Genomic DNA, 25218 nt, shown 5'->3' with positions numbered 1-25218 from the left:
CATCCGCTCGACCAGCTCTTCCGTCTCGGGGCGGGGGATCAGCACCGCAGGGGTCACGCAGAAGTCCCTGCCCAGAAAGCGCGCCCGCCCCTCGATGTACTGCAGGGGCTCAAAATTGCAGAGCCGCGTCAGAATGTCGTCCAGTTCCTGTTCGTTTTTTGAAGATAAAGCTATATCTTTGCCCAGGTAATAGTCGGCCGACGACTGCCCCAGCAGGTCGCAGCACACGATGCGCGACAGGGCCGCCGCCTCGCCTGCCTCGTAGCAGGCCGCCAGGCGGGAACGGATGGAAGCGATGGTCACTATGCTCATATTGTTGAATTGAAAAGTTTGTACAACGGGGATAATGTCGTGCAAAAGTAGGCATTCTCCCCCAAAAACGAAGAATATGGAAGACGAAAAATACATGCGCCGATGCATCCAGCTGGCGCGAAACGGACTTTGCAACACCGCTCCCAACCCCATGGTGGGGGCGGTCATCGTACACGACGGACACATCATCGGCGAAGGCTACCACGTGCGCTGCGGACAGGCCCACGCCGAGGTGAACGCCGTCCGCTCCGTCCGCGAGCCGGCCCTGCTGAAGGAGGCCACCCTCTACGTCAGCCTGGAGCCTTGTGCCCACTACGGCAAGACGCCGCCCTGCGCCGACATGATTGTGGAGAAGCAGATACCGCGCATCGTCGTCGGGTGTCAGGACCCCTTTGCCAAGGTGGCGGGTCGAGGCATCCAGAAGCTGCGCGACGCGGGCCGCGAGGTGGTGGTGGGCGTGCTCGAGGACGAGTGCCGCGCCCTGATCCGACGCTTCATCACCTTCCACACCCGCCGGCGCCCCTACATCACGCTGAAGTGGGCCGAGTCGGCCGACGGCTTCATCGACCGCCTGCGGACGGACGGACACCCCACCGTGCTCTCCAGCCCCCTGACATCCATGCTGGTACACAAGATGAGGGCCGAGCATGCGGCCATCCTCGTGGGCACCGACACCGCCCGCCTGGACAACCCCAGCCTCAACGTGCGCCACTGGTACGGCCCCGCACCCGTACGCGTCACCATCGACCGCCATCACCGCCTGCCGCAGGACCTGCACCTGTTCGACGGCTCTTCGCCCACGCTGGTCTACACCCGCGAATCGCTGGAAGAGATACTGGCCGACCTCTACGACCGCCAGCTGCAGTCGCTCCTGGTGGAGGGCGGAAGCCGTCTGCACCAGTCGTTCATCGACGCGGGCCTGTGGGACGAGATCATGGTCGAGGAAGCTCCCGTCAGGCTGGGCGAGGGCGTCAGCGCGCCCGTCGTCAGCCCGCGGATACCCTACCGGCGGGAGTGCCACTTCGGCCGCTTCTACCGCCACTACCTGGCGGCGGAGACCTGCCCCGATACACCTGCAGAAAGCCTGTTTTAATCGGCAAAAACCAGCGTATTATCTATAATTTTATATAAAACTTCCCGACAAAGGCATTTTAGAATAAAAATGTTCCTATTTTTGCAGCTTGTAAATAAACAACATAAAAGCAACATAGTAGCCAATTAGCAACAAATGAGACTGAAGTTTTTATCTATCATTGTAAGTTTTCTCATCGTGTCCGTCGCCGTCAGTTCGTGCCTGAACTCGGACAACAACTACGAATTCAGCACCGACGCCACGATACACGCTTTCCAGCTCGACACCATCTATGGCAAGACTTACAAGTTTGAAATAGACCAGATACAGCGCATCATCTACAACCGCGACTCCCTCCCCATGAGCGCGGACACCATCATCGACAGCATCCAGATCAAGACATTCACCACGACCAGCGGCATCATCATGTCGGGCACACCCGACACGCTGCTCAATACGGACAACTACCAGAACCTGCTGCCTGCCATGAACGCTTCGCCCGGCATGACCTTTACCGTGCTGGCCGCCGACGGCGTCACCAAGCGGCAATACCACCTGGTGATCAACGTACACCGCGAAGACCCCGACTCGCTGGTGTGGAAGAAGATGGACGCCATCCCCTCCTTCAACGCCGCCACAGGCCAGCTGAAGGCAGTGACGCTGGACAAATATCTCCTGGTATATACAGGCCTGCAGACGGCCTACCGCACCTCGACCGTGCCCACTGAATACGGCTGGGAAGCCTTGACGACCGACCTGCCGACCAACGCCGTGACGGCCTCCCTCACCAACCATCAGGACACCCTGCTGGTCAACACCGACGACGGGGCTGTCTATGCCTCGACCGACGGCATCGGATGGAGCCGGCGGGAAGCCCTGAGCGGACAGGTGGTCAGCCTGCTGGCCAGCTTCCCCGCCAACCAGACAAGCGCCACGCCCGCCACGCTGAACGCCATCGTGAAGGATGCGGCCGACGGCAAGAGCTACTTCGCCACGACCACCAGCACCCTGTCGGCCTGGACGCTGGGCGAAGAGGTGCCCGAAGGATTTCCCTCGGCTCCCTATACAGCCTGCATGAGCCTGACGTCCAACGGACTGAACAAGGCTTTCCTCGTGGGCAGCGAGGCTGAAGGCAGCGAGCAGACCGTCCCCTGGTCGTCCATGACCGGAACGGGATGGGTGGACCTGAGCACGACTTCCGATACCCATTGCCCTGCCCTGTCGCGTCCCTACATCATGAACTACGGCGACGCCCTCTACATCTTCGGCGGACAGCTGGAGAGCTTCTACAAGTCGGCCACGGGCGGCATCGCCTGGGAGAAGCCCGAAGAGAAATTCCTGTTCCCCGCAGAGTTTGCCCTGAAGGGGACATCCTATACCGCCACCGTAGACCAGAACAACTACATCTGGATCGTATGGGGAGGCGCGGGCCACGAGGTGTGGCGCGGCTGCCTCAACCAACTGAAAAAGTACTAACACCGACTTTATTGATATAAAGATGACGTATAAAGAACAAATCGACCTTGACAGAATACCGCGGCACGTGGCCATCATCATGGACGGCAACGGACGATGGGCCAAGCAACGCGGACAGGAACGCAGCTTCGGACACCAGGCCGGCGCCGAGACGGTACATGTCATCGCCGAAGAGGCGGCCCGCCTGGGCATCCGATACCTGACGCTCTACACCTTCTCTACCGAGAACTGGAACCGTCCCGAAACGGAAATCGCCGCCCTCATGAGCCTGCTCTTCGACTCCATCGAGGAAGAGACCTTCATGAAAAACAACATCCGCTTCCGCGTGATAGGCGACACGGCCAAGCTGCCTGCCAACGTGCAGACACGCCTCAACGCCTGCATCGAGCATACCTCTGCCAACACGGGCATGTGCCTGGTGCTGGCCTTGAGCTACTCCTCGCGCTGGGAACTGACCGAAGCCACCCGCCAGATAGCCCGAAAGGTGCAGGCGGGACTCCTGACGCCCGAGCAGATAGACGACCATACCATCGACGAGCATCTCGCCACGAGCTTCATGCCCGACCCCGACCTGCTGATACGCACGGGTGGCGAACTCCGCCTGAGCAACTACCTGTTGTGGCAATGTGCCTACTCGGAGCTATACTTCTGCGACACCTACTGGCCCGACTTCAAGGAAGAGGAGCTGTGCCGCGCCATCTGCGACTATCAGAAACGCGAACGCCGTTTCGGCAAGACCAGTGAACAAATCAGTTGAACCACCTGACAGACAGACGCTCAACGTTGAAATAAAGGAACCTGTAACATTATTAATATATATAGTGAATAGAATGCAGCATCGTATCTTCTCCATATTGGTAGGAGCACTCCTCATCCTCGGCTGCCTGCCGGTAGCAGCGCAGGACAACAACACGGAAAAACCCGTTGTCCTCTACACCAGCACGCCCAAGAAGTATGAAATAGCAGACATCCGCGTAGAGGGTGCCGACAATTACGAAGACTATGTCATCATCAACCTGTCCGGACTTTCGAAAGGACAAGTCATCTCCATCCCCGGCGAGGAAATCAGCCAGGCGTGCAAGCGCTACTGGCGCCACGGACTCTTCTCGGACGTCGCCATCACGTGGGACAAGGTGGAGGGCGACAAGGCCTGGATCACCATCCACGTCAAGATGCGCCCGCGTGTGTCTGAAATCCGCTTCCATGGCGTCAAGAAGTCCGAACGCGAAGACCTCGAAGCCAAAATCGGCATGATCAAGGGAAACCAGATCACCCCTAACCAGATAGACCGCGCCAAGACACTGATACAGCGCTACTTCGACGACAAGGGATTCAAGAACGCCGAGGTCATCATCAACCAGAAGGACGACAAGAACAACGAAAATCAGGTCATCGTCGACATCGAAATCGACAAGAAGGAGAAGGTGAAGGTGCACAAGATCACCATCGAAGGCAACAAGGCCCTCACGGCCAAGAAGCTGAAGCGCGTGATGAAGAAGACCAACGAGAAGGGCAAGCTGCTCAACCTCTTCCGCACGAAGAAGTTCGTGGAGGAGAACTACGAGGCCGACAAGCAGCTCATCATCGACAAGTATAACGAGCTGGGCTACCGCGACGCCATGATCGTGGCCGACAGCGTGACGCCCTACGACGAAAAGACGGTCGACGTCTACCTGCAGATTGAAGAAGGACAGAAGTACTACCTGCGCAACGTGACGTGGGTGGGCAACACGCTCTATCCGTCCGAGCAGCTGAACTACCTGCTCCGCATGAAGAAGGGCGACGTCTACAACCAGAAGCTGCTCGAAGAACGTACCTCGACCGACGACGACGCCATCGGCAACCTGTACTACAACAACGGTTACCTCTTCTACAGCCTCGACCCCGTGGAGGTGAACATCGTGGGCGACTCCATCGACCTCGAAATGCGTATCTACGAAGGCCGCCAGGCTACCATCAACAAGATTATCATCAGCGGCAACGACCGTGTATATGAAAACGTGGTGCGCCGCGAACTCCGTACCCGCCCGGGCGACCTTTTCAGCCGCGAAGAGCTGATGCGTTCGCTCCGTGAAATCCAGCAGATGGGACACTTCGACCCCGAACAGCTCCAGCCCGACATCAAGCCGCACCCCGAAGACGGTACGGTGGACATCGGCTATCCGCTCGTGTCCAAGGCCAACGACCAGGTGGAATTCTCCGCCGGCTGGGGACAGACGGGTATCATCGGAAAGCTGAGCCTGAAGTTCACCAACTTCTCGCTGGCCAACCTCCTGCATCCGGGCGAGAACTACCGAGGCATCCTGCCGCAAGGCGACGGACAGACGCTGACCATCAGCGGACAGACCAACGCCAAGTACTACCAGTCGTACAGCGTTTCCTTCTACGATCCGTGGTTCGGCGGAAAGCGCCCGAATGCCTTCTCCGTATCGGCCTTCTACTCCCGCCAGACGGACATCAGCAGCCAGTACTACAACGATGCCTACTACAATAGCTACTACAACAGCCTCTATAGCGGCATGTACGGCTACGGCCTCTACAACTATGGCAACTACACCAACTACGAAAACTACTACGACCCCGACAAGTCGGTACAGATGTATGGTGTGGCCTTGATGTTCGGTAAGCGTCTGAAGTGGCCCGACGACTTCTTCCAGTTCACCGCCGAGCTGTCCTACCAGCGCTACGTGCTGAGAGACTGGCAATACTTCCCCGTGACCAACGGCAAGTGCAACGACCTGAGTCTGAACCTGACCTTGTCGCGCAGCTCCATCGACAACCCCATCTATCCGCGCCAGGGTTCCGAGTTCTCGCTCTCCGTACAGTTCACCCCGCCCTACTCTTCGTTCGACGGCGTGGACTACAGCAAGTACAACCTGAACAGCCAGGACGACATCAACAAGATGCACAAGTGGGTGGAATATCACAAGTGGAAATTCAAATCGAAAGTATACATCCCGTTGATGGACCCCTACAACGTGAAGCGCACCCCCGTGCTCATGGGCCGCGTGGAGTTTGGTATCCTGGGCCACTACAACAAGTATAAGAAGTCGCCCTTCGGCACCTTCGAAGTGGGTGGTGACGGCATGACCGGCTACTCCTACTACGCAACCGAGACCATCGCCCTGCGTGGATACGAGAACGGCTCGCTGGCTTCCTACGGCAACGAAGGTTACGCCTACACCCGCCTGGGCCTGGAGCTCCGCTACCCGCTGATGCTCGAGACAAGTACCAGCATCTACGCCCTGACCTTCGTCGAGGCCGGTAACGCCTGGCAGGAAGTGAGCGACTTCAATCCCTTCGAGCTGAAGCGTTCGGCCGGCGTCGGTGTCCGCATCTTCCTCCCGATGGTGGGTATGATGGGTATCGACTGGGCCTATGGTTTCGACAAGGTTCGCGGTTCGAGCTCCTACGGCGGAAGCCAGTTCCACTTCATTCTGGGACAAGAATTCTAACCACAATGTTTCACCAAAACCGAATAATCATGAAAAAGAATGTTTTAACGACTTTGTTGCTGCTGGCTACATTCAGCCTGGCGGCACACGCACAGAAGTTCGCCCTGATCGACATGGAATACATCCTGAAGAATATCCCGGCCTACGAGCAGGCCAACCAGCAACTGGAGCAGGCCAGCAAGCAGTGGCAGGCCGAAATCGAGAAGGCCGGCGAGGAAGCCAAGAGCCTGTATGAGAACTACCAGGCCACGGCCAAGAACCTGAGCGACGCCCAGCGCACGCAGAAGGAAAACGAAATTGTGGAGAAGGAAAAGGCACTGGCCGAACTCCGCCGCCAGTACTTCGGCCCCGAAGGCGAGCTTTACAAGAAACGCGAAGCGCTCATCGGCCCCATCCAGGACCAGATATACAACGCCGTCAAGGAGATTGCCACACAGAAAGGATATGCCGTCGTAACCGACCGCGCATCGGCCACCAGCATCATTTTTGCCTCGCCCAGCATCGATATCAGCAACGAAGTGCTGGCAAGGTTAGGATATTCCAATTAAAATCAATACATTTGCGAACGAGAGAAGTAGAACAAGAATAAACAAATCATTTAAAAATAAACATTATGCTTAAGAAAATCGCACTCATTGTAGTTATGTTCATCCTTCCGCTGGGAATGATGGCACAATCCAAGTTCGGCCACATGAACTCACAGGAAATCATTACCGTGATGCCTGAATTCACCAAAGCCCAGACCGACCTGGACGCCCTTTCAAAACAATATCGTGAAGAAATGCAACGCTCCGAAGAAGAGTTCAACAGAAAATACCAGGAACTGCTCCAGCAGCAGGACTCTCTGCCCAAGAACATCCTCGAAAGACGCCAGAAGGAAGTGCAGGACATGGCACAGCGCCAGCAGCAGTTCCAGCAGGAAGCCTACCAGGCCATGGAAAAGGCTCAGCAGGATGCTATGGTACCCATCTACAAGAAGCTGGACGAAGCTGTACAGGCTGTAGGCAAGGCTGAAGGTGTAGTCTACATCTTCGACATCGCCCGTACGCCGGTCGCTTACATCGGTAGCGAAAGCATCGACCTCACCGCCAAGGTAAAGACTCAACTGGGCATCAAGTAAACCCACATAACCGTACTTTTTAACCAGCAGGGGGGAGGCGGCCGGACAGGCACCTTCCCCCTCTTCATTTCACGCATGAAACAGACACTCCCCACTCAGCCAGGCCCCATCGGCGTGTTCGACTCCGGCTACGGAGGCCTCACCATCCTGAGCAAAATCAGAGAGGCCCTTCCCCAGTACGACTTCATCTACCTGGGCGACAATGCCCGCGCCCCCTACGGCACCCGCTCCTTCGACATCGTCTACGAGTTCACCCTCCAGGCCGTCCGCCGTCTGTTCGAACTGGGCTGCCACCTGGTGATACTGGCCTGCAACACCGCTTCGGCCAAAGCCCTGCGCAGCATCCAGATCAACAACCTGCCTACGATCGACCCCGACCGCCGCGTGCTGGGCGTCATCCGCCCTACGGTGGAGTGCATCGGCAACCTGACCCACACGCGCCACATCGGCGTGCTGGGCACAGCCGGCACCATCAAGTCCGAATCTTACGTGATGGAGGTCCGCAAGCTCTTCCCCGACATCCGCGTCAGCGGGCAGGCCTGCCCCATGTGGGTGCCGCTCGTGGAGTATGGCGAGTCGCAGAGCGACGGAGCCGACTACTTCGTGCAGAAATACATCGACGCCCTGCTGGCGCAGGACGAGCGGATAGATACCGTCATCCTGGGCTGTACCCACTATCCCCTGCTCCTGCCCAAAATCAGGCGCTACATGCCCGAAGGCATCACCATCGTATCGCAAGGCGAGCTGGTGGCCGAGAGCCTGAAGGACTACCTCCGCCGCCACCCCGACATGGATGCCCGCTGCACCCGTGGCGGAAGGTGCACCTACTACACCACCGAGTCCGAAGAGAAGTTTGCCGATTCGGCCTCGGCCTTCCTCAACGAAACCATCCGCGTCAGCCGCCTCGACCTGAACGAATGACAGGGTGCACTACAACCTGCTGCCTTCCGACGACACAACAGAAGAAAACAGGAAGCAAATGTATCTTTTCGCATAAATAATCGTCACTTCACGCGCTTTTGAGAAAGGAATTTGTTACTTTTGTGGGACCAAACCTTTTAAATCGGAAAAGTCATGAAAGCTGAAGACAAAAGCAAACTCGTGGAAGTATTCAAAGGTTCCCTGTGGGAAGCCGAGTTGGTCAAGGGCCTGCTGGAGGCCAACGGCGTGAAAGCGGTCACCAAGGACGACATGGCCGTCAACGTGGCCCTGCCCGAAACGGCCATCGACGTCACCGTACTGGTGAACGAAGCCGACTACGAACCCGCCATGGAGGTGATGCGCGCACGCGACAGGGAAGCCAACCCCTAACAACTATTCTCCCTACCAACTACCACAAATATGAAACAACCTTTCACTCGGATTGCTGTCAAAGTAGGCAGCAACGTACTGACACGCACCGACGGGACGCTGGACATCACCCGCATGTCTGCCCTCGCCGACCAGATAGCCGCCCTCCACAAGACGGGCATCGAAATCATCCTCGTCTCCTCGGGAGCCGTCGCTTCGGGCAAGAGCGAAATCAGCCCGGCCTGCTCGCTGAACGATGTCGACCAGCGACAGCTGTTCTCCGCCGTGGGACAGGCCAAGCTCATCAACCGCTACTTCGAGCTCTTCCGCGAGCATGGCATCCCTGTGGGGCAGGTGCTCACGGTCAAGGAAAACTTCGCCTCGCGCAGCCACTACCTGACGCAGCAGAACTGCATGAGGGTGATGCTGGAGAACGGAGTCATCCCCATCGTCAACGAGAACGACACCATCTCGCTCAGCGAACTGATGTTCACCGACAACGACGAACTGTCCGGCCAGATAGCCACGATGATGGAGGTACAGGCGCTCATCATCCTGAGCAACATCGATGGCATCTACAACGGAGCGCCCACCGACCCGACGTCGCACATCCTGCGCGAAATCAGCCCCGACGACCGGCTGGACGACTACATCCAGAGCGGCAAGTCGAGCCTGGGACGGGGCGGCATGCACACCAAAGCCCGCATCGCCCGCCAGATAGCGGCACAGGGCATCGACGTGTACATCGCCAACGGCAAGCGCAACGACATCCTGACCGACCTGATGGAACGGCCCGAAGAGACGCCCTGCACCCACTTCCTCCCATCGCACCAGCCCGCCCAAGGAGCAGCCGCCCCACCGGCACCTCACTCGCTGGAAGACACCTTCGCCGCCGTCCGTACTGCCAGCCTCCACCTGCTGGCCCTGAACGACGAAGACATCAACCGCGCCCTGCGCGCCGTGGCCAATGCCGTGGAGGCCGACATGCCCTACCTGCTGGAAGAGAACTGCAAGGACCTGGCCCGCATGAGCCCCTCCGACCCCAAATATGATCGACTGAAACTGACCGAAGCCCGCCTGAAGGACATCGCCGACGGCATCCGCCACGTGGCCACCCTACCCTCACCGCTGGGACGTATCCTCAAGGAGTCGACACTGCCCAACGGCCTGCACCTGCAGAAGAGGAGCATCCCCTTCGGCGTCATCGGCATCATCTACGAGGCACGCCCCAACGTGACGCTCGACGTCTTCGCCCTCTGCCTGAAGAGTGGCAACGCCTGCCTGCTGAAGGGCGGGAGCGATGCCGACCAGTCCAATCGCGCCCTAGTGCGTACCATACACCGCGTACTGGCCCAGCAGGGCATCGACACCCGTTGCGTCGAGCTGCTGCCCGCCAGCCATGAGGCTGCCGCTGAACTGCTCCATGCCGAAAAGTACGTGGACCTCATCATTCCCCGCGGAGGCAGCAAGTTGATAGACTTTGTCCGCCGCGAGGCAACCGTGCCGGTCATCGAGACGGGCGCAGGCATCTGCCACACCTACTTCGACCGCGATGGCGACCTGACCAAAGGCACTGCCATCGTCTTCAATGCCAAGACCCGCCGCGTCAGCGTGTGCAACGCGCTGGACTGCCTGCTGACAGACCGCCAACGCCTGGCCGACCTGCCCCAACTCTGCGCGCCGCTGGCCCAGAAGAACGTCATCCTCTATGCCGACGAACCAGCCTACGCCGCCCTGAAGGGACATTACCCCGACGAATGGCTCCTCCCGGCCACGGAAGAAGACTTCGGCCGCGAATTTCTGGATTACAAGATGGCCATCAAGACCGTAGACGGCCTGGACGAAGCCCTGGCCCACATCCGCCGATACAGTTCCCGCCACAGCGAGTGCATCGTGACAGAAAACGCCGCTACCGCCACCCGCTTCTGCCGCGACGTGGACGCCGCCTGCGTCTATGTCAACGCGCCGACCTCGTTCACCGACGGAGGCCAGTTCGGCATGGGTGCAGAGATAGGCATCAGCACGCAGAAGCTGCATGCCAGAGGTCCCATGGCACTGGAGGAAATCACCACCTACAAGTGGATCATTGAAGGCAACGGACAGGTGCGCAAGCCTTAGAAGACGGGGATGGTATAGACCAGTCCCAACGAGATGCGCTGCGAGGAATAGTCATCGGCCCCCAATGCCTTGGCACGAGCCGTCAGACCATGCTGCTTGTAGAGCAGGTGCAGGTAAATCTTCAGCTCGCTGTTGTCCATCGGGAAGTACTCTGCGCAAAGCTGGGCATTCCACGTCCGGCGGTAGAGGCCTTCCTCGTACGGACCGTTCGCACGATACACACCGCCCAGTTCGTAGGCACCTTTGGCATAGACATTCCAATGCTTGTGTACCCGATAGTCCAGGTTGACGATGGTGGTGAAGTATTGTACGTGCTGGGCCGTCACCCCACCCTCGGGTAGGGAGGCCGACAGCTCGCTGACCAGTCCCTTCGTGTCGATGCCCTCGCGCGAGTACATCAGGTCGACGTAGGCCACCACAGGCCCCTTTTCCCAGACATTACCCGCTGTTACATACAGGATGTCACGTTTGCGGGCCAGCTCGCCCCACGAGAGGGAGTAACGCAGGTTCAAGGCCTTGTTGCAGAAATAGCCGTCCCAGTTGAGGGTCGAAAGCACAGGTACCTTCACCTTCTCCACCCCCTCGGGCCGCCCGTACAGAAAGGCTTCATCGCCCCGCCCGGCCGAATTGTTCACCATCTGCACATTAATCTGCTGCGTGGGCGACAAGATGACAGACCCGTTCACGCCCGCCTGATAGCAGTCGATATAATTGTTGAAGTCGCTAAACTCACGCACCCGAATGGCATTCACCCAATATTCATAACCGCCCAGCTGGATGGCCTGCTTGCCCACCGTCAGCGCAAAGCGGGGCTTCACGTGCCACCCGACGGACGCGCACTCTACCGACGAGGACAGGTTGTCCAGCACGCGTGGATTGCTGTACTTGTTGAAGGACTGGCGGAAATGATAGGAAAAGTTCTTGCCAAAATCGCCCAGCAACTCCAAGCGCACTCCGTTGATCTTGAACGCAGCCTCGTCGAGCGACCCGTCCACAAAATTGGCGGCCGCCGAGGTATAGAACTGCAGGTTCATGCTACTCGACGTGATGGACTTGCCTCCCTTGGTGAAGCGTTCGAGCAAGGTACGGCCTTCTTCCGGCTCGATCAGAGGTTCCTGCGCCTGCATCTTCATGCCCAGCAACAGACAGCAGGTCAATAGCCATGTTTTCTTCATATCAGACTTTTTGTAGGGTTTACAAGGCAAATATAAAGAAAAAGCCGGACATTGTCCGACTTCCTGCAAAAAAAAGAAGGTGTGCCACAGGGGAAATTCCCTTCCGACACACCTTCTTCTTTATATCAAGTTTACTTATTTCTTGTCAGCTTCCTGAGCCCATTCCTTGGCGCCCTGCTCTTTCAGCTTGGCGGTGAAGGCCTGTGCTTTCTCCATGCTGGCTTTTTCGTCCTCGGGGCTTGCATAGGCATGCTTGTAACCCTTCACAACGTTCCATTCGCCACGGGTAAAGTCGGGGAATTCGACCGGAGCGCAACCGTTGTCCATAGACAGCTCACCCAGCTCGGCCAGGCAGCACCACTCGGCCAGGTCGTATACATCCATATCCAGCGGCAGACCGTTCTGCAGGCAGTATACCAGACGGCTGTCCATGATGAAGTCCATACCACCGTGACCGCCCACTTCCTTGGCCATCTCACCATATTTCTTCAGGATGGGGTGCTGGTATTTTTCAACCAGTGCCTTCATGTCGGCATCAGACATGAATCCGTGTGCACTCAGGTCGTCTACCTTGGGCTGTACACCCGAAGCGCTCATCTGTGCGGCGTCGAGGGCATAGCCTTCTACCGGATATTTGTTGGCGAATCCCTTGGTACCGGTCAGCTGATACAGACGGTTATAGGGCTGGGGAGTCATAACGTCGTGCTGGATTTCAATCACCTTGCCATTGGCAGTGCGAATCAGCGTAGTGGTGTGGTCACCGTTGCGGAAGTTGTTGCAGACAGAGTCTGTTCTTTCCTCCACGAGAGCCTTGCCGATCACCGACTTGGTATCCATAGCTACCAGCGTCGTCATGCGGTCGCCACGATGGATGTTGAGTGCCTGTGCCACAGGGCCAAGGCCGTGAGTGGCGTATACGTCGCCGCGATGACGCATGTTGTAGTCCAGACGCCAGCCCAGCTTGTCGTTCTCGCCGTTCTTCCAATAGTAATCCCAGAATTCGTTCAAGTTGTGGATATAGGCACCCTGTGCACGGATGATTTCGCCGAACACGCCGTTCTGAGCCATGTTCAACGTATTCATTTCAAACCAGTCGTAGCAGCAGTTCTCCAGAATCATGCAATGCTTGCGGTTTTTCTCGCTCAGGTTGATCAGCTCCCAGCATTCCTTCAGGTTCATGGCCGAAGGTACTTCGATAGCCACGTTCTTGCCGTTCTCCAAAGCACACTTGGCGATGGGGAAGTGATGCAACCAGTCGGCAGCGATATAAACCAAGTCAATGTCATCGCGCTTGCAGAGCTCTTCATAGCCCTTGGCGCCCGAATAGATGGCAGCTTTCGGCAGGGAAGCCTTCTTCAGCAGCTGCTGGCAGCGCTCGGCACGTTCCTTCTCATAGTCGCAAAGAGCTACAATCTGAGTACCGGGGATATAAGTGAAGCGCTCTACAGCACCCGGACCACGCATGCCCAGGCCTACAAAGCCCACACGTACAACGTCCATCTTCGGGAGGGTCAGTCCCAGCACGCTCTGTTGTCCGGCCGGACGTTCAGGTGTTTTCACTACAATGGTTCCTTGTTTCCACTCCCACTGCGTACCCTTGTCGTTCGTCTGAACGGTCGAGGTCGATTGTGTGGAGCATGCACCCAAAGCCAATGACATGGCTAACAATAATGTTCCAATTTTTTTCATAAACGGTTTATATTTAAAAGTTAAAGAATAAAATGATTCTTTTCACAGAAAGAAGGGGCGCGTCCGGCCCATGGTTTCGAACCGCCACGCGCCTCTTCTATTAAATATGTCGCAAAGGTAGACATTACTTGCTCACGAAACAAGAATATCCCTTTCTTTTTCAAAACTTTCTGACTTCCATCCGCTTGTTCACCAGTAGACCGTCCTTGGCCTGCAGATTGAGCTTTACGTTTCAGCCAGCCTTCAGCTTGACGACAAACAGGTCCCATCGGTCAAACCGGTCTGTTTCTTACCGGTCTGTCACTCCGCAATCGACACGTTCGTCACCCGTTCCAGCCGGAAACGGTTCCGATTGAAATGGAACGGAGGATATTCCCGGTTCGTCCGAATCACATTGTTCCGAAAGGCCAGACCGTCGACCGACTTCGCATACAGGATAGGGGCATCGAACGTGTCGAACGTATTGCCCTCAATCACAATGCCGCCGTCTTTCCCACCATGGAAATAAGCCTGTTGTTGCTCCAGTTCGGGAATTTCGGGATATATGGATATCACGGCATTGGTGAATTGGTACAGGCTGGTCAGGGCATTGATGAAGCGGTTGTTCCGAATCAGGACCTTGCGGCAGGCACCTGTCTCAAACCATCCGTTACAGTCGCCGCACAACAGGATGGCCGTACCCGAAGTATGGTCGAAGGTATTGTTTTCCACCAACGTAGGCCGTGGCGTACTGAACAAGGCTCCCCGGGCCCGGTTGTTGCGGATCAGATTGCCCGCGAACACCACTTCGGGAGCCCATGTCAGATTCTCGATGCCGAAACCGTCCGCTTCACTGACAGAAGCATCTACCGGTTCCTGAAAGATGATCAGAAACTCGCGTGCGCCCTCCGTCGTCTCGCGGTCGTAAGGGCGGATGGAAGCGATGCGGTTCATCCCGCCTGTCAGTTCCATGGTACGCGAACGGATGAACTGCACTTCGTCACCTGCCCGTCCCCATTCGAAGCCCCAGGCCTGGTCGTGCATGTAGCGGCCCACCAAGGTATGGTCGTCCAGCCGTTTGATGACTTTCAGATACGTGCCGTGCACATTGATGGCATCGTCCATCATTCCCTCGTACAAGCCGTTGCAGGAAACAATCTTCCCCTTGCAGCCCGAAAAATGGGTGGCATCGGCCTGCGTCGTGAAGTAACGCGGATCGTCGTCTCCCTTCAGACAGACCTGGAACTTCTCGAGCGTGATGTTTTCACAAAGCTGTGCCAGCAGCCCCATCCCTTCGGCATAGTGCACCCGGATGTTCTCCAAGCGCGTATCCACGTTGTGTGACAGGAATATTCCCGGCGTAGGCCGCCCCCATCCACGCATCACGAAGATGGTACCCGGCACCAGCTTCTCGTCCTTCCAGGCAGGCGCCTGTACGCAACCGTCGTCCGTCAGGAAAGCTCCCCGGGTGTTGCAGCCACGGTCACCGGCGTTGTAGACAATCCGTTTGGTCGTCTTTTCAAAAGGAATGCCCCAGCTGTGCCTCACCGTCCAGCCGTCACCGTATGCTTCGAATACGCTGTCCTTGGAAATGCGGTACTTTACCCACGGAGCAGGTTTGAAGGTGATACCCTCCCGAGGGTCGTTCTTCACTATCTCTACCTGCGCGATATGTGGATTGGCAAAGTCTATACTGAAATTTTTCAGTGTGCACCCCTCCGAACGGAGCAGAGAGACTGGCAGCATCCGCCCATGAAAGACAAACGAAGCCCCGCCGCCATCCAGCGTCAGCCGCTTCATATCCTCCAAAGCAAGTCCCACTTTCTTCGGATTGTCCTGATCGTGATTGGAAATATAGTACTCCCGGACGGTCGCACCTTTTTCATAGAAATGATAGGTTCCTTCGTGAAAACGGACCACTACGCTGTCACCGTCTCCACATTCGGCCTTGATTTTCTTTCGCATCTTCTGCCACACGGCCGACGCATCTTTCGTGCCGCCCGCCTTCAAGCCAAAGTCGGCCACGTCATACACGCGGACAATCTGTGCACCCAGGGGAAAAGACATCCATACTCCCAGCAGAAACAAGCACAACGCTTTCATTCTTTTCATGATCTTTAGATTCAGTCCATGTTATAAAAAGAGGATGCCAGACCTTACAATCGGGCATCCTCCGCAAAGATACTTAGATTTTAAAAGGTAGAAGAAATTATGGCTTTAAATTTTTTCGTATGCCTTAAAATAGGCTATTTGGCAGGCATTGTTGCTTGTGTTGGTTTCGGTAATCTCAATCTTCATGTAACGAGCCTTTACCGGTTCCGCCGGGAAAATCTCCTCATAAGCCGGAATCAGCGGGCTATTCGGACCCTCTACAACGGTTCCATCAGCAGCCGTCCAGGGGAAAGTGAAGGTAAAGCCGCCCACTTCCGTAAAGTTCTCGTTGTCCGTGCTGGCATACAGCTTCAAGGTCTTCACCGAACCGTAATTATTGCCATTGCCTGCATAATATCTTCTACCGATATCAAATTTGGCAATCTCCAATTCTTCCTGCATATCCACGACAATCCAATAAGGCAAAGAGGGAGCGTCGCCACTATACTGGCTGTGCCAGTAAGTCGTACGGTCATCACTGAACAGGCTGGCATAACCGCCACCGTCGCTGCTCTCTACACTGTTGCCGGTAGCAGTCCAGCGCGTCCAGTCGTACTGCAGATATTCCTGTCCGGCATATTTCTGCAGCACCTGGAATGACTTCAACCAATAACCGCATTTCACATTGACCGTGGCCGTACGGTAGTTCGCACCCGTGTTGGCCTGAGTCGTAGTCACCGTAATCTCCTTACCGCTGGTAGAGATGGTACACCATTCGTCCACCCCTTCTCCAAAATCGATGGATTTGATTTCAATCGGCGAGTCGATGTCCGTGTCGGCAGTTATGGTAGCTGTCGAATTGGCCTCAGCTTCGACTACCGCACGCTCTATCACCACATATCCCACATAGGGCTGCTCCGTTTCGGCACATCCGGCATACACAAATGCCAGAAGGAGCAAGAATAAATATGATAACTTTTTCATTTTACAAGTTCTGCTATTTATAGATGAAACAATTTTTTTAATCGTATCCGAATGTTTGTCTGCATTCGGATACGGAAGGTATCTTCACACCCGATCAGGGATTCTGTCCCAAATCGTAGGGATAAGCATCATACTGGGCCTGCGGGATATATTCGCATACCGAAGGTGAGTTGTAAGGTATCTCCAGATAGCGGTCACCCTGTCTCAAGGTATGTCCGCCCGGATACTTGCGGTCCAGCGTCTGGCGCCAGCGGAACACATCGAAACGACGGAGTCCTTCCCATGCAAATTCCAGCATGCGTTCTTCCTCGATAATCTTGTGGACATCCTTCGGCTGGCCGTATTCGGCAGTTCTGATATTGTCCAGCGTCCACAGAGGAATACCGGCTCTTTCACGCAGTACATTCACGTCGTCCAGCGTAGCTTGGGTATCGCCGCCCTTCTCCAGATTGGCTTCGGCACGAATCAGATACATTTCGGCCAGACGGGAAATGATGGGCGACCACAGGTGATAATACTGTTCCTGATAAGAGCACTTGTTAATAGCATAAACCAGGAACATGGCTTCCTTCTGACGGAGCGTCTTGGCATCGTACACACGCGGCTCGATACGTCCGATATACTTAGTACCATCCGATGCCACTACATAATAACGGGTACCCAAGTTATAGGGTTCCGACTGAATGGTAGCGCTTTGGAACGATGCAGCATCGTCAGCACTCATGGCATACGTTCCGTCGTCCTGCTTCGTAATGGAAATCTGGCGATACTCATAGTTGGAGTTTGCACCGGCCTGCTTGGCTCTATAGGCAAAAGTCCAGTCCTGATAGTTCCGCTCTGGATTGCCGGTAATGGGATACTTGGACGTATTGGTTCCGTCTTCCACATAACGCTTGGTAATGAAGCTGCTGCGCAAATCCTTCGGATATCCCTTGTCATCCAAATACAGCTCCAACAATTCCAGATAAGGAGCAGAAGCATACATTTCTTCCCAACCATTATTGTCTACCTGGATATACAAACCACCCATTCTACCATTTCCAGCATCATCCTTCAATTTTGTACGGCGAACGGCAAAAATCGTTTCAGTATTTTCTTCCGGAACATGCTGGGAATAGATTGCATATTCTTCACCCTGCAACAGTTCGAAACGGCCGGAGGTAATGACGGCATTCGCCATGTTCCAGGCACCTTCCCAATTTTCCATATACAGATATACTCTGGCCAGCAAAGCCTCAGCAGCTTCCTTGGTGGCATAGCAACTGTTTTTCGGAGACATACCGGCCGGCAGTGTCATATAAGTGATGGCATCCTGCAAGTCTTTCACCACCTGGTCATAGATTTCGGCCACCGTCGAACGGCTTTGGGGCAAATCGTCCGGATCGCTGGTCAGCTTCAACGGCAGACCCGGATTCTGTGTGGGATTATTGGAGTAAGGCTGTGCAAACTCGTTTACCAGCAGGAAATAGGACAAGGCACGGAGGTAATAGTTTTCACCGACAATCACCTTCTCCTCATCGGTAATGTTGGACCCCAACTCATTACCCATTTCAATGACTTTATTGCAATTGCCGATGGTACGGTAACCCAACTCCCAGGCATATTCAGTAATGGAACTGGTAATGTTACGACCGTAGTCATAGATATCAAACTTTTGATCGGTAGAAGTACCCCCCCAGGAGAGGTCGTCTGCGCCATAGGCCCAGAAATAATAACCGTAGTCAATCAGTCCGCCATCGTATTTCAACATGCTGTAACTGCCTTGCGACAATTCCACAATGTTACGGGCAGTGACATCCTCACCCGTCACGCCGTCGTACATATTTACGTCCAGACTGCAGCCGGCCAATGCAGACACGGCAGCCAGGGCACCCAATGTATATTTCAGTTTCATAGTTTGTTCTTTATTGGTTATCATTACTTAGAAATTAACACTCAACCCTACGGTGAAACGTCTTACGGTAGGATAGCCGAAACTGCTGGCACTTCCGTTGTAATTAGAAGACAACAGGATTTCGGGATCCTGGCCGGAGAACTTGGTAACAGTGAACAGGTTTTCGCCCGTCAGGCTGATATTGGCTCCCGTAATCTTCATGGGCTTCAGCCACTTCTTGGGAAGGCTGTATGCCAACGTCAAGGTTTTCAGCTTAAAGTAGTCTCCATTCTCCAGGTAACGGGTAGAGGTATTGGAAGACTTGTTATTACCACCGGCTATCAGCTGCGGATGAGTGGCAATGTCGCCCGGCTTCTCCCAACGGCTCCAGCCGTCGGCCAGCTTCATGGCAGGCTGCGAAGGACGTTCTGCATCACGGTCGAGCGCACCGGCACGCATGCCGTTGTAAATCTTGGCTCCGGCGCTGAAGGTAAAGTTGGCATTCAGCGACAGGCCTTTCCAACTGAGGTTGGTGCTCAGACCACCATTCACTTTCGGTGTAGGAGAAGCGTCCAGCAACACGTTGGTAGCTTCATTGTAATTGCTGGTCACAGTCTTTTCACCGGTGGTCGAATCAACCTTGAACCACAGCGGTGTTCCGGTCATGGTATCCACACCGGCCCATTCCTTCATATACCAGTTCATGTACGGATAGCCCACAGCGACTGCCTGCATCGTCAAGTCATCTCCATCCGGCATGTAGGTCACCTCATTGCGGTTATAGCCCATGTTGAAGCTGATGTCCCAGTACCAGTCTTTCGTCTTGATGATTTCAGGAGTAATGGTCAGTTCCACACCCGAGTTTTCCATCTTTCCGTTGTTGGCCGTCTGACGGTTGAATCCCGTCACAGCAGGCAGGTGACGCAGGTAAATCAGGTTCTTCACTTTCTTCAAATAATAATCGAACGTGATGTTCACGCGATCGAACAGGCGGATGTCCACACCGGCATCGAAGTTGGCCGTCTCTTCCCAAGACAAGTCGGGGTTACCCTGATAGTTGGACAAGAAAGCAATCTCGTTGGCATATTGAGAAGTGTAACCGAAAATGGTAGCCCATTCGTAAGCGCCACCCGGCTGGTTACCGCTGATACCGTAAGAAACACGAGGCTTCAATTCGTTGATCCACTCGAACTGGCTGATAAAGTCTTCCTTGTGCATGTTCCAACCGGCACCTACCGACCAGAAAGTAGCCCAACGCTTGTCGCTACCGAACTTCGAAGAACCGTCGCGACGGATCATACCCTGAATCAGATACTTGTTGTCGAACGAATAATTGACATTCAAGTAAACGGCAGCATTCTTGGATTCCGATTTGGTACCGCTGGCGTCGGGGTCATCCGCACCGGCGTTGATAATCTCGGCACCCTGGAAAATCTTATAGGCAGTGGCCGACAAGTCATAATAGCGGTACTCATCGTAGTCATAACCCAAATAGGCATTGATTTCATGCTTCTCACCAAAAGTCTTCAGGAAACGCAGTAACTGGCTGGTATAGATGGAGCGTGTATTGGACTCGCCGTCATAATACGATCCGCTGGTACCTGCACCCGAACGGCTGTTCGGATCCACGTAGGAGCTGGAGTAGTTGTTGGTAAAGCCGATGCGGTTGTTGGACTCGAAAGTCAAACCATCGATAATCTTGAAATCAAAGCCCACACCCAGGTCAATACCGTTGTTGCGGCTCTTGGACCAACTCAAATCACGGTCATACAGGAAGTTCGAACCACCGTCCGAATACCAGTAGTCATCAGGATTGGCAGTCGGAGCAGCGTCGGCTGTCGGCACGCCTTGCGTACCATCCTTCAGGTTACCCTGCGAATCCCACGGCGTATCCCACGGCGTATAGCTGGTATGGGCCAAGGAGTATTCCTGATTGAACGTTTCCTTATAGCTGGCAGCCACTTTGGCCTTCAACGTCAGGCGGTCATTCACAATATAATCGGTATTCGAACGGAACGTGAAGCGGTCGTAATCAAAACCCTTGATGGTACCTTCTTCCGTATAGTAGTCACCGGAAACATACGACCGGATCTTGTCGTTACCGTAACGGTAACCGATGTTGTAGTTCTGGGTCAAGGCATTTTGTGTAGCCAGGTCCCACCAATCGAAATTGCGGTCACGCAGATAAGGCTGCAACCAACCTTGTGAATCCAGTGTACCGGCATTCTTGTAGGCTGTATATACATAATCGTAATACTCGGCACCCGTCATCATTTCCAGATTACCCTTCTGCAACTGCGACACACCGAACTTGGCGGACAAATCAACCTGCGACGTACCGGTAGCGGCACGCTTGGTAGTCACCTGGATAACGCCGTTGGCACCACGAGATCCATAGAGGGCAGTCGCCGAACCGTCCTTCAAGATTGAGATGGTTTCAATGTCGTTGGGGTTCAGGTCTGCGGAAGAGGCACCGACCACACCGTCGATGACCCACAAGGGTTCCACGTTACCGCGAATTGAACCGATACCACGCACACGGATGCTCACACCCTCGCCCGGACGACCGGAAGTGGGGGCAACCACTGCACCGGCCACCTTGCCCTGCAGCATATTGGCAACACTCGGAGTCGTGATATCTTTCAGCTTGTCGGCCTTGATGGACGAGATAGAACCGGTGATGGAGCTCTTACGCTGCATACCGTAACCTACTACCACCACTTCGTCCAATGCCTCAGCATCCGGTGCCAGGTTTACGGTTACCTTATTGGCATCCTTCACCACAATCTCGTGGCTGGCATATCCGATGAAGGAAACCACCAGCGTCGTACCTTTGGGTACGCTCAGCGTAAAGTTACCGTCGATATCGGTCACTGTTCCGATGGAAGTATTCCCCTTGACGGTTACATTGGCACCCGGAATGGTCTCGCCGTTCTCGTCAAAAACCTGTCCGGTCACCTTGATGGTGCTGCCCTGCTGCTGTACAACCGGAGCCTTTTTTGTCACCGTCACCTGACGGTCGCTGATCTTGAATTCCAGATTGGCTGCAGCAGCCAGTTCGCGCAAGATTTCTTCGGCATTTTTTCCATTCGTATTGATGGAAACCTTCCTGTTCAGTTCAGACAAAAGACCTTTAGAATAAAGAATGACGAAATTGCTGTTCTTTTCAATGTAGTTGAACAGTTCCTTCACCGTCAAGGTCGTTTGTACTGCTTGTCCGTTACTTCCGCCCGTATCAGCGGCACGAAGGGGGAACAAGGCTCCTTCTGTTACTAAAAAAACACTAATTAATAGATAAAGAGGTAAAAAAAAGCCCTTCATCCGACCAAAAGTCGTTTTCTTTTTCATACTTTCGTACTGATTTTGGTTACTAATAATTGGGATAATTAAAATCACTTTCCGGTCGGGCAATATTGGGAGTATTGTCCGACTTTTTTTAGGTTCATACACATGCTTTCTTTACGTCATCGGTATATCAATTTAAGATTAATATTCAAGTCTTCTCATTCGACGGCAATGCCCAGCGTTTCCTGCGAAACTTGCAGTTCCTCCGGTAGCGTCCGTCGGATGGATTCCAACACTTTATCCAGTTCTTCATTCAAGAACAACTTGCCGTAAAACAGTTCATCCGCCACGGCCGGATTGCAAACAATCCGTTTTCCGTAGTATTCGCTCAGATAGTCCAGCACCTCCTTCAGCGGTTTACCGTTCAACACCCACACGCCGTCTACCCAATGGATATAGTCCAACGCATGGACGGTCTCCTTCTGCAAGTCACCGGCATCATCCAGCTGCACCCGTTCGTTGGGCTGCATCCTGACATGACGGTCTGCTCTATCCTTCACATCCACCGCGCCTTCTACCAGCACTACCGATGCATGAGCGTCTCCGCGGTAGGCCGACACATTGAACGACGTGCCCAGCACCTCGACATCCAGCGCGGAAGTATTGACAACAAACGGGCGGGTCTCGTCACGGGTCACCTGCAGATAGACTTCACCTTCCACAAAAATTTCCCGTCGCTCTCCGGTAAAGGTACGCGGATAAATCACCTTACTGCCGGAATTGACCCACATCTTGCTGTTGTCGGCCAGCACGACCATCGAGCGCCTCCCCTTCGGTACAATCAGCTGATTGTATTCCACCGTTTCGCTTTCGCGGGCAGCAGCCTCCTGACTTTCCTGTTGCTGTGCAACGGTCTCAGACAAACGGGTAGAATTGACACTTACCTGCCCCGATGCATCATAGGCAACCTTCGAGTTATTGGCCAGCTCGATCTTTTTCTCGTCCGAAACGACCAGTGTCACTTCTTCCACTCCACTCGTATCGGCATGAGCCAACATCATCTGCTCCATTCTGGTGCGTTCATCCATTCCAGTCTCCGTATTCGTCCTCCAGAACAAAGCCGCACCTATCAACAGAACAACGGAAGCTGCAGCTGCCCATCCCCATACGGGAACAAGACGTCTTCTGCGCCCAGTCTGCTGTTGTTCCACCTGCCCAATCCGTTGAAGAATCTTTTTCCAAACCTTCTCAGCATCCGCTCCGGCCGGATGGCATTCATTCCACAGATACAAGAGCTTGCGGGCCTCCTCATCCGAAGAAAACGGCTCCTCCTCGTCCGAACGCTTTGGTTCGTCCAGAAAGGCCGCTAACTTTTCATACCTATTATTATATTTCTTTTTGTCGTCGTTCATCTTTTCACAATATATTAATCAAGACGCAATTTTGGCAAGAATCTCCTATTGCGTCTTCGTTTTTTTTTCAAATAAAATTCAAAGTTATTTTTTCAAGGCCGAAGAAATGGCCTCCAAAGCCTTGGCTACGTGGACATTAATCGTTTTTACCGAAATGCCTAAAAAATCTGCAATTTCCTTATAGGGAAGCCGTTCGATCTTGGCCAGGACAAACACCTGACGGCACCGGGGAGGCAACTGGGCAATCACCCGGTTGATGCGACTCATCTCCTCCCGACTGATCAGCCGGGTATCGGGAGTCTGCAAATCGACAGGAGTACCGTAATCCTCTATCTCTTCCCAGGAAACGGAATAAGGATCATTTCCCTTTTTACGCAGCAAAGATACGGCCTTGTTGTGAGTGACTCTCAACAGCCATAACTTCTCCTGCCTGATCTCCGAGAATTTTTCCCGATTCTGCCAGACCTCAAAGAAAACATCGCTCACGATTTCCTCCGCCTCCTCCTTGGAATGGAGCAGATACTGCGCATAGTAAAGCAAATCATCGGAATATGCTTCAAAAAGGCGTCGGAGGGAACGCTCATCCATATGATTATTATTACTATGCATTTCGGATACTTAATAAATTTCTACACCGGCAGGGAAAAACGGCATATAAAACTGGCCTCCGCCGGAACATTTGGCAAACTTACAAAATTTTTTCGTCTTTATATGGATTTGAACAAGATAAGAAGTTTCACTGCAAAAAAAATCGGAAAAATTGTACCCTTCTGCTCTTGGATCAGATTATCTTTGAACAAGACAGGAGGCGGCTCGGCATAGCCAAACTGAAAAACTTTGTTTTTCATTTGTCTCTGCTCTCGCCTTTCACTATCTTTGCTACCAATAAACATCCTAAAAAGAAGTAAGTTATGAGAAACTTTACCTGCGTGCAGGACATCGGAAACCTGAAAACTGCACTCGCCGAAGCATTCGAAATCAAAAAAGACCGGTTCAAATATGTAGAACTGGGCCGCAACAAGACACTGATGATGATATTCTTCAACTCCAGCCTGCGCACGCGACTGAGTACACAGAAAGCCGCGCTGAATCTGGGAATGAATGTCATCGTGCTCGACATCAACCAAGGAGCTTGGAAGCTGGAAACCGAACGGGGCGTCATCATGGACGGAGACAAGCCCGAACACCTGCTGGAAGCCATTCCCGTCATGGGCTGCTATTGCGACATCATCGGCGTACGCTCCTTCGCACGCTTCGAAAACAAGGAGTACGATTATAACGAGGTTATCCTCAACCAGTTCATCCAATACTCAGGCCGACCCGTATTCTCGATGGAAGCCGCTACCCGTCATCCGTTACAGAGTTTCGCCGACCTCATCACCATCGAAGAATACAAGAAGAAGGACCGTCCGAAAGTGGTCATGACGTGGGCTCCCCATCCGCGCCCTCTTCCACAGGCCGTACCCAATTCATTCGCTGAATGGATGAACGCTACAGATTATGAGTTCGTCATCACTCATCCCGAAGGCTACGAACTCGATCCGAAATTCGTAGGTAATGCCCGCGTGGAATACGACCAGATGAAAGCTTTCGAAGGTGCCGACTTCGTTTACGCCAAGAACTGGGCCGCCTATACCGGCGACAATTACGGCCAGATTCTGAGCAAAGACCGTGCCTGGACGGTAAGCGACCGCCAGATGGCTGTCACCAACAACGCCTACTTCATGCATTGCCTGCCTGTACGCCGCAACATGATTGTGACGGACGATGTCATCGAAAGTCCGCAAAGCATCGTCATTCCCGAGGCTGCCAACCGTGAAATTTCGGCAACGGTTGTATTGAAACGCATGCTGGAAAGCCTGTAGGATTTTGGCTTTCAACTAACAA

Annotated in this window: 19 protein-coding genes and 2 pseudogenes; 11 read left to right on the top strand and 10 right to left on the bottom strand. The window is 54.2% G+C overall.

What is annotated here, in order from left to right:
* Nucleotides 1-312 (bottom strand): annotated as a pseudogene (locus BQ7483_RS17845) (peptide chain release factor N(5)-glutamine methyltransferase); the annotation flags it as partial.
* 76 nt (nt 313-388) lie between these two features.
* Between BQ7483_RS17845 and ribD the strand changes: the two are divergent.
* From ribD to BQ7483_RS17110, 10 genes and pseudogenes are all read left to right on the top strand, one after another.
* Entirely contained in the window at nt 389-1405 is a 1017-nt protein-coding gene (gene ribD / locus BQ7483_RS17155; RefSeq protein WP_072546725.1) for a bifunctional diaminohydroxyphosphoribosylaminopyrimidine deaminase/5-amino-6-(5-phosphoribosylamino)uracil reductase RibD, read from the top strand.
* Between the two features lie 135 nt (nt 1406-1540).
* On the top strand, nt 1541-2860 hold the full coding sequence (locus BQ7483_RS17150) for a DUF6242 domain-containing protein (RefSeq protein WP_022019704.1): 1320 nt from the start codon (nt 1541-1543) through the stop codon (nt 2858-2860).
* Between the two features lie 22 nt (nt 2861-2882).
* Nucleotides 2883-3617 carry an isoprenyl transferase gene (locus tag BQ7483_RS17145; RefSeq protein WP_072546724.1) on the top strand — a complete coding sequence of 245 codons (735 nt, stop codon included), beginning with the start codon at nt 2883-2885 and terminating at the stop codon, nt 3615-3617.
* A gap of 73 nt (nt 3618-3690) precedes the next feature.
* A complete protein-coding gene (bamA, locus tag BQ7483_RS17140; RefSeq protein ID WP_072546723.1) occupies nt 3691-6315 on the top strand; it encodes an outer membrane protein assembly factor BamA in 2625 nt (874 codons plus the stop codon).
* 29 nt (nt 6316-6344) lie between these two features.
* A complete protein-coding gene (locus BQ7483_RS17135) occupies nt 6345-6863 on the top strand; it encodes an OmpH/Skp family outer membrane protein (RefSeq protein WP_072546722.1) in 519 nt (172 codons plus the stop codon).
* A 65-nt stretch (nt 6864-6928) separates the two neighbouring features.
* Nucleotides 6929-7435 (top strand): OmpH/Skp family outer membrane protein, encoded by a 507-nt coding sequence (locus BQ7483_RS17130; RefSeq protein WP_072546721.1) that lies wholly within the window; start codon nt 6929-6931, stop codon nt 7433-7435.
* Between the two features lie 75 nt (nt 7436-7510).
* A complete protein-coding gene (murI, locus tag BQ7483_RS17125; RefSeq protein WP_072546720.1) occupies nt 7511-8356 on the top strand; it encodes a glutamate racemase in 846 nt (281 codons plus the stop codon).
* 153 nt (nt 8357-8509) lie between these two features.
* Entirely contained in the window at nt 8510-8746 is a 237-nt protein-coding gene (locus tag BQ7483_RS17120) for a DUF2007-related protein (protein ID WP_022019698.1), read from the top strand.
* 30 nt (nt 8747-8776) lie between these two features.
* Nucleotides 8777-9544: pseudogene (gene proB, locus BQ7483_RS18105) on the top strand (glutamate 5-kinase); the annotation flags it as partial.
* Between the two features lie 54 nt (nt 9545-9598).
* Complete coding sequence (locus BQ7483_RS17110) at nt 9599-10843, top strand: glutamate-5-semialdehyde dehydrogenase (protein WP_072546796.1); 1245 nt, start codon at nt 9599-9601, stop codon at nt 10841-10843.
* Here BQ7483_RS17110 and BQ7483_RS17105 read toward each other — a convergent pair.
* From BQ7483_RS17105 to BQ7483_RS17065, 9 genes are all read right to left on the bottom strand, one after another.
* Nucleotides 10840-12018: a porin gene (locus BQ7483_RS17105; RefSeq protein ID WP_072546719.1), complete on the bottom strand. Its 1179-nt coding sequence runs from the start codon at nt 12016-12018 to the stop codon at nt 10840-10842. The two genes, BQ7483_RS17110 and BQ7483_RS17105, sit on opposite strands and share 4 nt — an antisense overlap.
* Nucleotides 12019-12153: 135 nt before the next feature.
* A complete protein-coding gene (locus BQ7483_RS17100) occupies nt 12154-13677 on the bottom strand; it encodes a Gfo/Idh/MocA family protein (protein WP_407657237.1) in 1524 nt (507 codons plus the stop codon).
* 50 nt (nt 13678-13727) lie between these two features.
* Nucleotides 13728-13976, bottom strand: a complete 249-nt coding sequence (locus BQ7483_RS17095) for a hypothetical protein (RefSeq protein WP_072546717.1) — start codon at nt 13974-13976, stop codon at nt 13728-13730.
* A gap of 31 nt (nt 13977-14007) precedes the next feature.
* Complete coding sequence (locus BQ7483_RS17090) at nt 14008-15789, bottom strand: right-handed parallel beta-helix repeat-containing protein (protein ID WP_072546716.1); 1782 nt, start codon at nt 15787-15789, stop codon at nt 14008-14010.
* A gap of 114 nt (nt 15790-15903) precedes the next feature.
* Nucleotides 15904-16761: a discoidin domain-containing protein gene (locus BQ7483_RS17085; protein ID WP_072546715.1), complete on the bottom strand. Its 858-nt coding sequence runs from the start codon at nt 16759-16761 to the stop codon at nt 15904-15906.
* 94 nt (nt 16762-16855) lie between these two features.
* The gene (locus BQ7483_RS17080; protein ID WP_072546714.1) at nt 16856-18655 is read right to left on the bottom strand and encodes a RagB/SusD family nutrient uptake outer membrane protein; all 1800 of its coding nucleotides are present in this window, start codon (nt 18653-18655) and stop codon (nt 16856-16858) included.
* A gap of 27 nt (nt 18656-18682) precedes the next feature.
* Nucleotides 18683-21892, bottom strand: coding sequence for a TonB-dependent receptor (locus BQ7483_RS17075; RefSeq protein ID WP_235847394.1), 3210 nt, complete (start codon nt 21890-21892; stop codon nt 18683-18685).
* A gap of 245 nt (nt 21893-22137) precedes the next feature.
* Nucleotides 22138-23331 (bottom strand): FecR domain-containing protein, encoded by a 1194-nt coding sequence (locus BQ7483_RS17070; protein ID WP_072546712.1) that lies wholly within the window; start codon nt 23329-23331, stop codon nt 22138-22140.
* A gap of 84 nt (nt 23332-23415) precedes the next feature.
* Nucleotides 23416-23919 carry an RNA polymerase sigma factor gene (locus BQ7483_RS17065; protein WP_235847393.1) on the bottom strand — a complete coding sequence of 168 codons (504 nt, stop codon included), beginning with the start codon at nt 23917-23919 and terminating at the stop codon, nt 23416-23418.
* Between the two features lie 323 nt (nt 23920-24242).
* On the opposite strand from BQ7483_RS17065, the gene BQ7483_RS17055 reads away from it, so the two are divergent.
* Nucleotides 24243-25196: a Rossmann-fold NAD(P)-binding domain-containing protein gene (locus tag BQ7483_RS17055; RefSeq protein WP_072546709.1), complete on the top strand. Its 954-nt coding sequence runs from the start codon at nt 24243-24245 to the stop codon at nt 25194-25196.
* The last annotated feature ends 22 nt before the right edge of the window (nt 25197-25218 follow it).

The organism is Mediterranea massiliensis (assembly GCF_900128475.1).
Classification (GTDB): Bacteria; Bacteroidota; Bacteroidia; order Bacteroidales; family Bacteroidaceae; genus Bacteroides; species Bacteroides massiliensis_E.
The sequence above is the reverse complement of the archived record's forward strand: the minus strand, read 5'-3'. Positions and strand labels throughout refer to the sequence as shown.

Coding starts and splice junctions, on each gene's coding strand:
- ribD (WP_072546725.1), top strand. CDS start 389: ATGGAAGACGAAAAATACATGCGCCGATGCATCCAGCTGGCGCGAAAC.
- BQ7483_RS17150 (WP_022019704.1), top strand. CDS start 1,541: ATGAGACTGAAGTTTTTATCTATCATTGTAAGTTTTCTCATCGTGTCC.
- BQ7483_RS17145 (WP_072546724.1), top strand. CDS start 2,883: ATGACGTATAAAGAACAAATCGACCTTGACAGAATACCGCGGCACGTG.
- bamA (WP_072546723.1), top strand. CDS start 3,691: ATGCAGCATCGTATCTTCTCCATATTGGTAGGAGCACTCCTCATCCTC.
- BQ7483_RS17135 (WP_072546722.1), top strand. CDS start 6,345: ATGAAAAAGAATGTTTTAACGACTTTGTTGCTGCTGGCTACATTCAGC.
- BQ7483_RS17130 (WP_072546721.1), top strand. CDS start 6,929: ATGCTTAAGAAAATCGCACTCATTGTAGTTATGTTCATCCTTCCGCTG.
- murI (WP_072546720.1), top strand. CDS start 7,511: ATGAAACAGACACTCCCCACTCAGCCAGGCCCCATCGGCGTGTTCGAC.
- BQ7483_RS17120 (WP_022019698.1), top strand. CDS start 8,510: ATGAAAGCTGAAGACAAAAGCAAACTCGTGGAAGTATTCAAAGGTTCC.
- BQ7483_RS17105 (WP_072546719.1), bottom strand. CDS start 12,018: ATGAAGAAAACATGGCTATTGACCTGCTGTCTGTTGCTGGGCATGAAG.
- BQ7483_RS17100 (WP_407657237.1), bottom strand. CDS start 13,677: ATGTCATTGGCTTTGGGTGCATGCTCCACACAATCGACCTCGACCGTT.
- BQ7483_RS17095 (WP_072546717.1), bottom strand. CDS start 13,976: ATGGGACCTGTTTGTCGTCAAGCTGAAGGCTGGCTGAAACGTAAAGCT.
- BQ7483_RS17090 (WP_072546716.1), bottom strand. CDS start 15,789: ATGAAAGCGTTGTGCTTGTTTCTGCTGGGAGTATGGATGTCTTTTCCC.
- BQ7483_RS17085 (WP_072546715.1), bottom strand. CDS start 16,761: ATGAAAAAGTTATCATATTTATTCTTGCTCCTTCTGGCATTTGTGTAT.
- BQ7483_RS17080 (WP_072546714.1), bottom strand. CDS start 18,655: ATGAAACTGAAATATACATTGGGTGCCCTGGCTGCCGTGTCTGCATTG.
- BQ7483_RS17070 (WP_072546712.1), bottom strand. CDS start 23,331: ATGAACGACGACAAAAAGAAATATAATAATAGGTATGAAAAGTTAGCG.
- BQ7483_RS17065 (WP_235847393.1), bottom strand. CDS start 23,919: ATGGATGAGCGTTCCCTCCGACGCCTTTTTGAAGCATATTCCGATGAT.
- BQ7483_RS17055 (WP_072546709.1), top strand. CDS start 24,243: ATGAGAAACTTTACCTGCGTGCAGGACATCGGAAACCTGAAAACTGCA.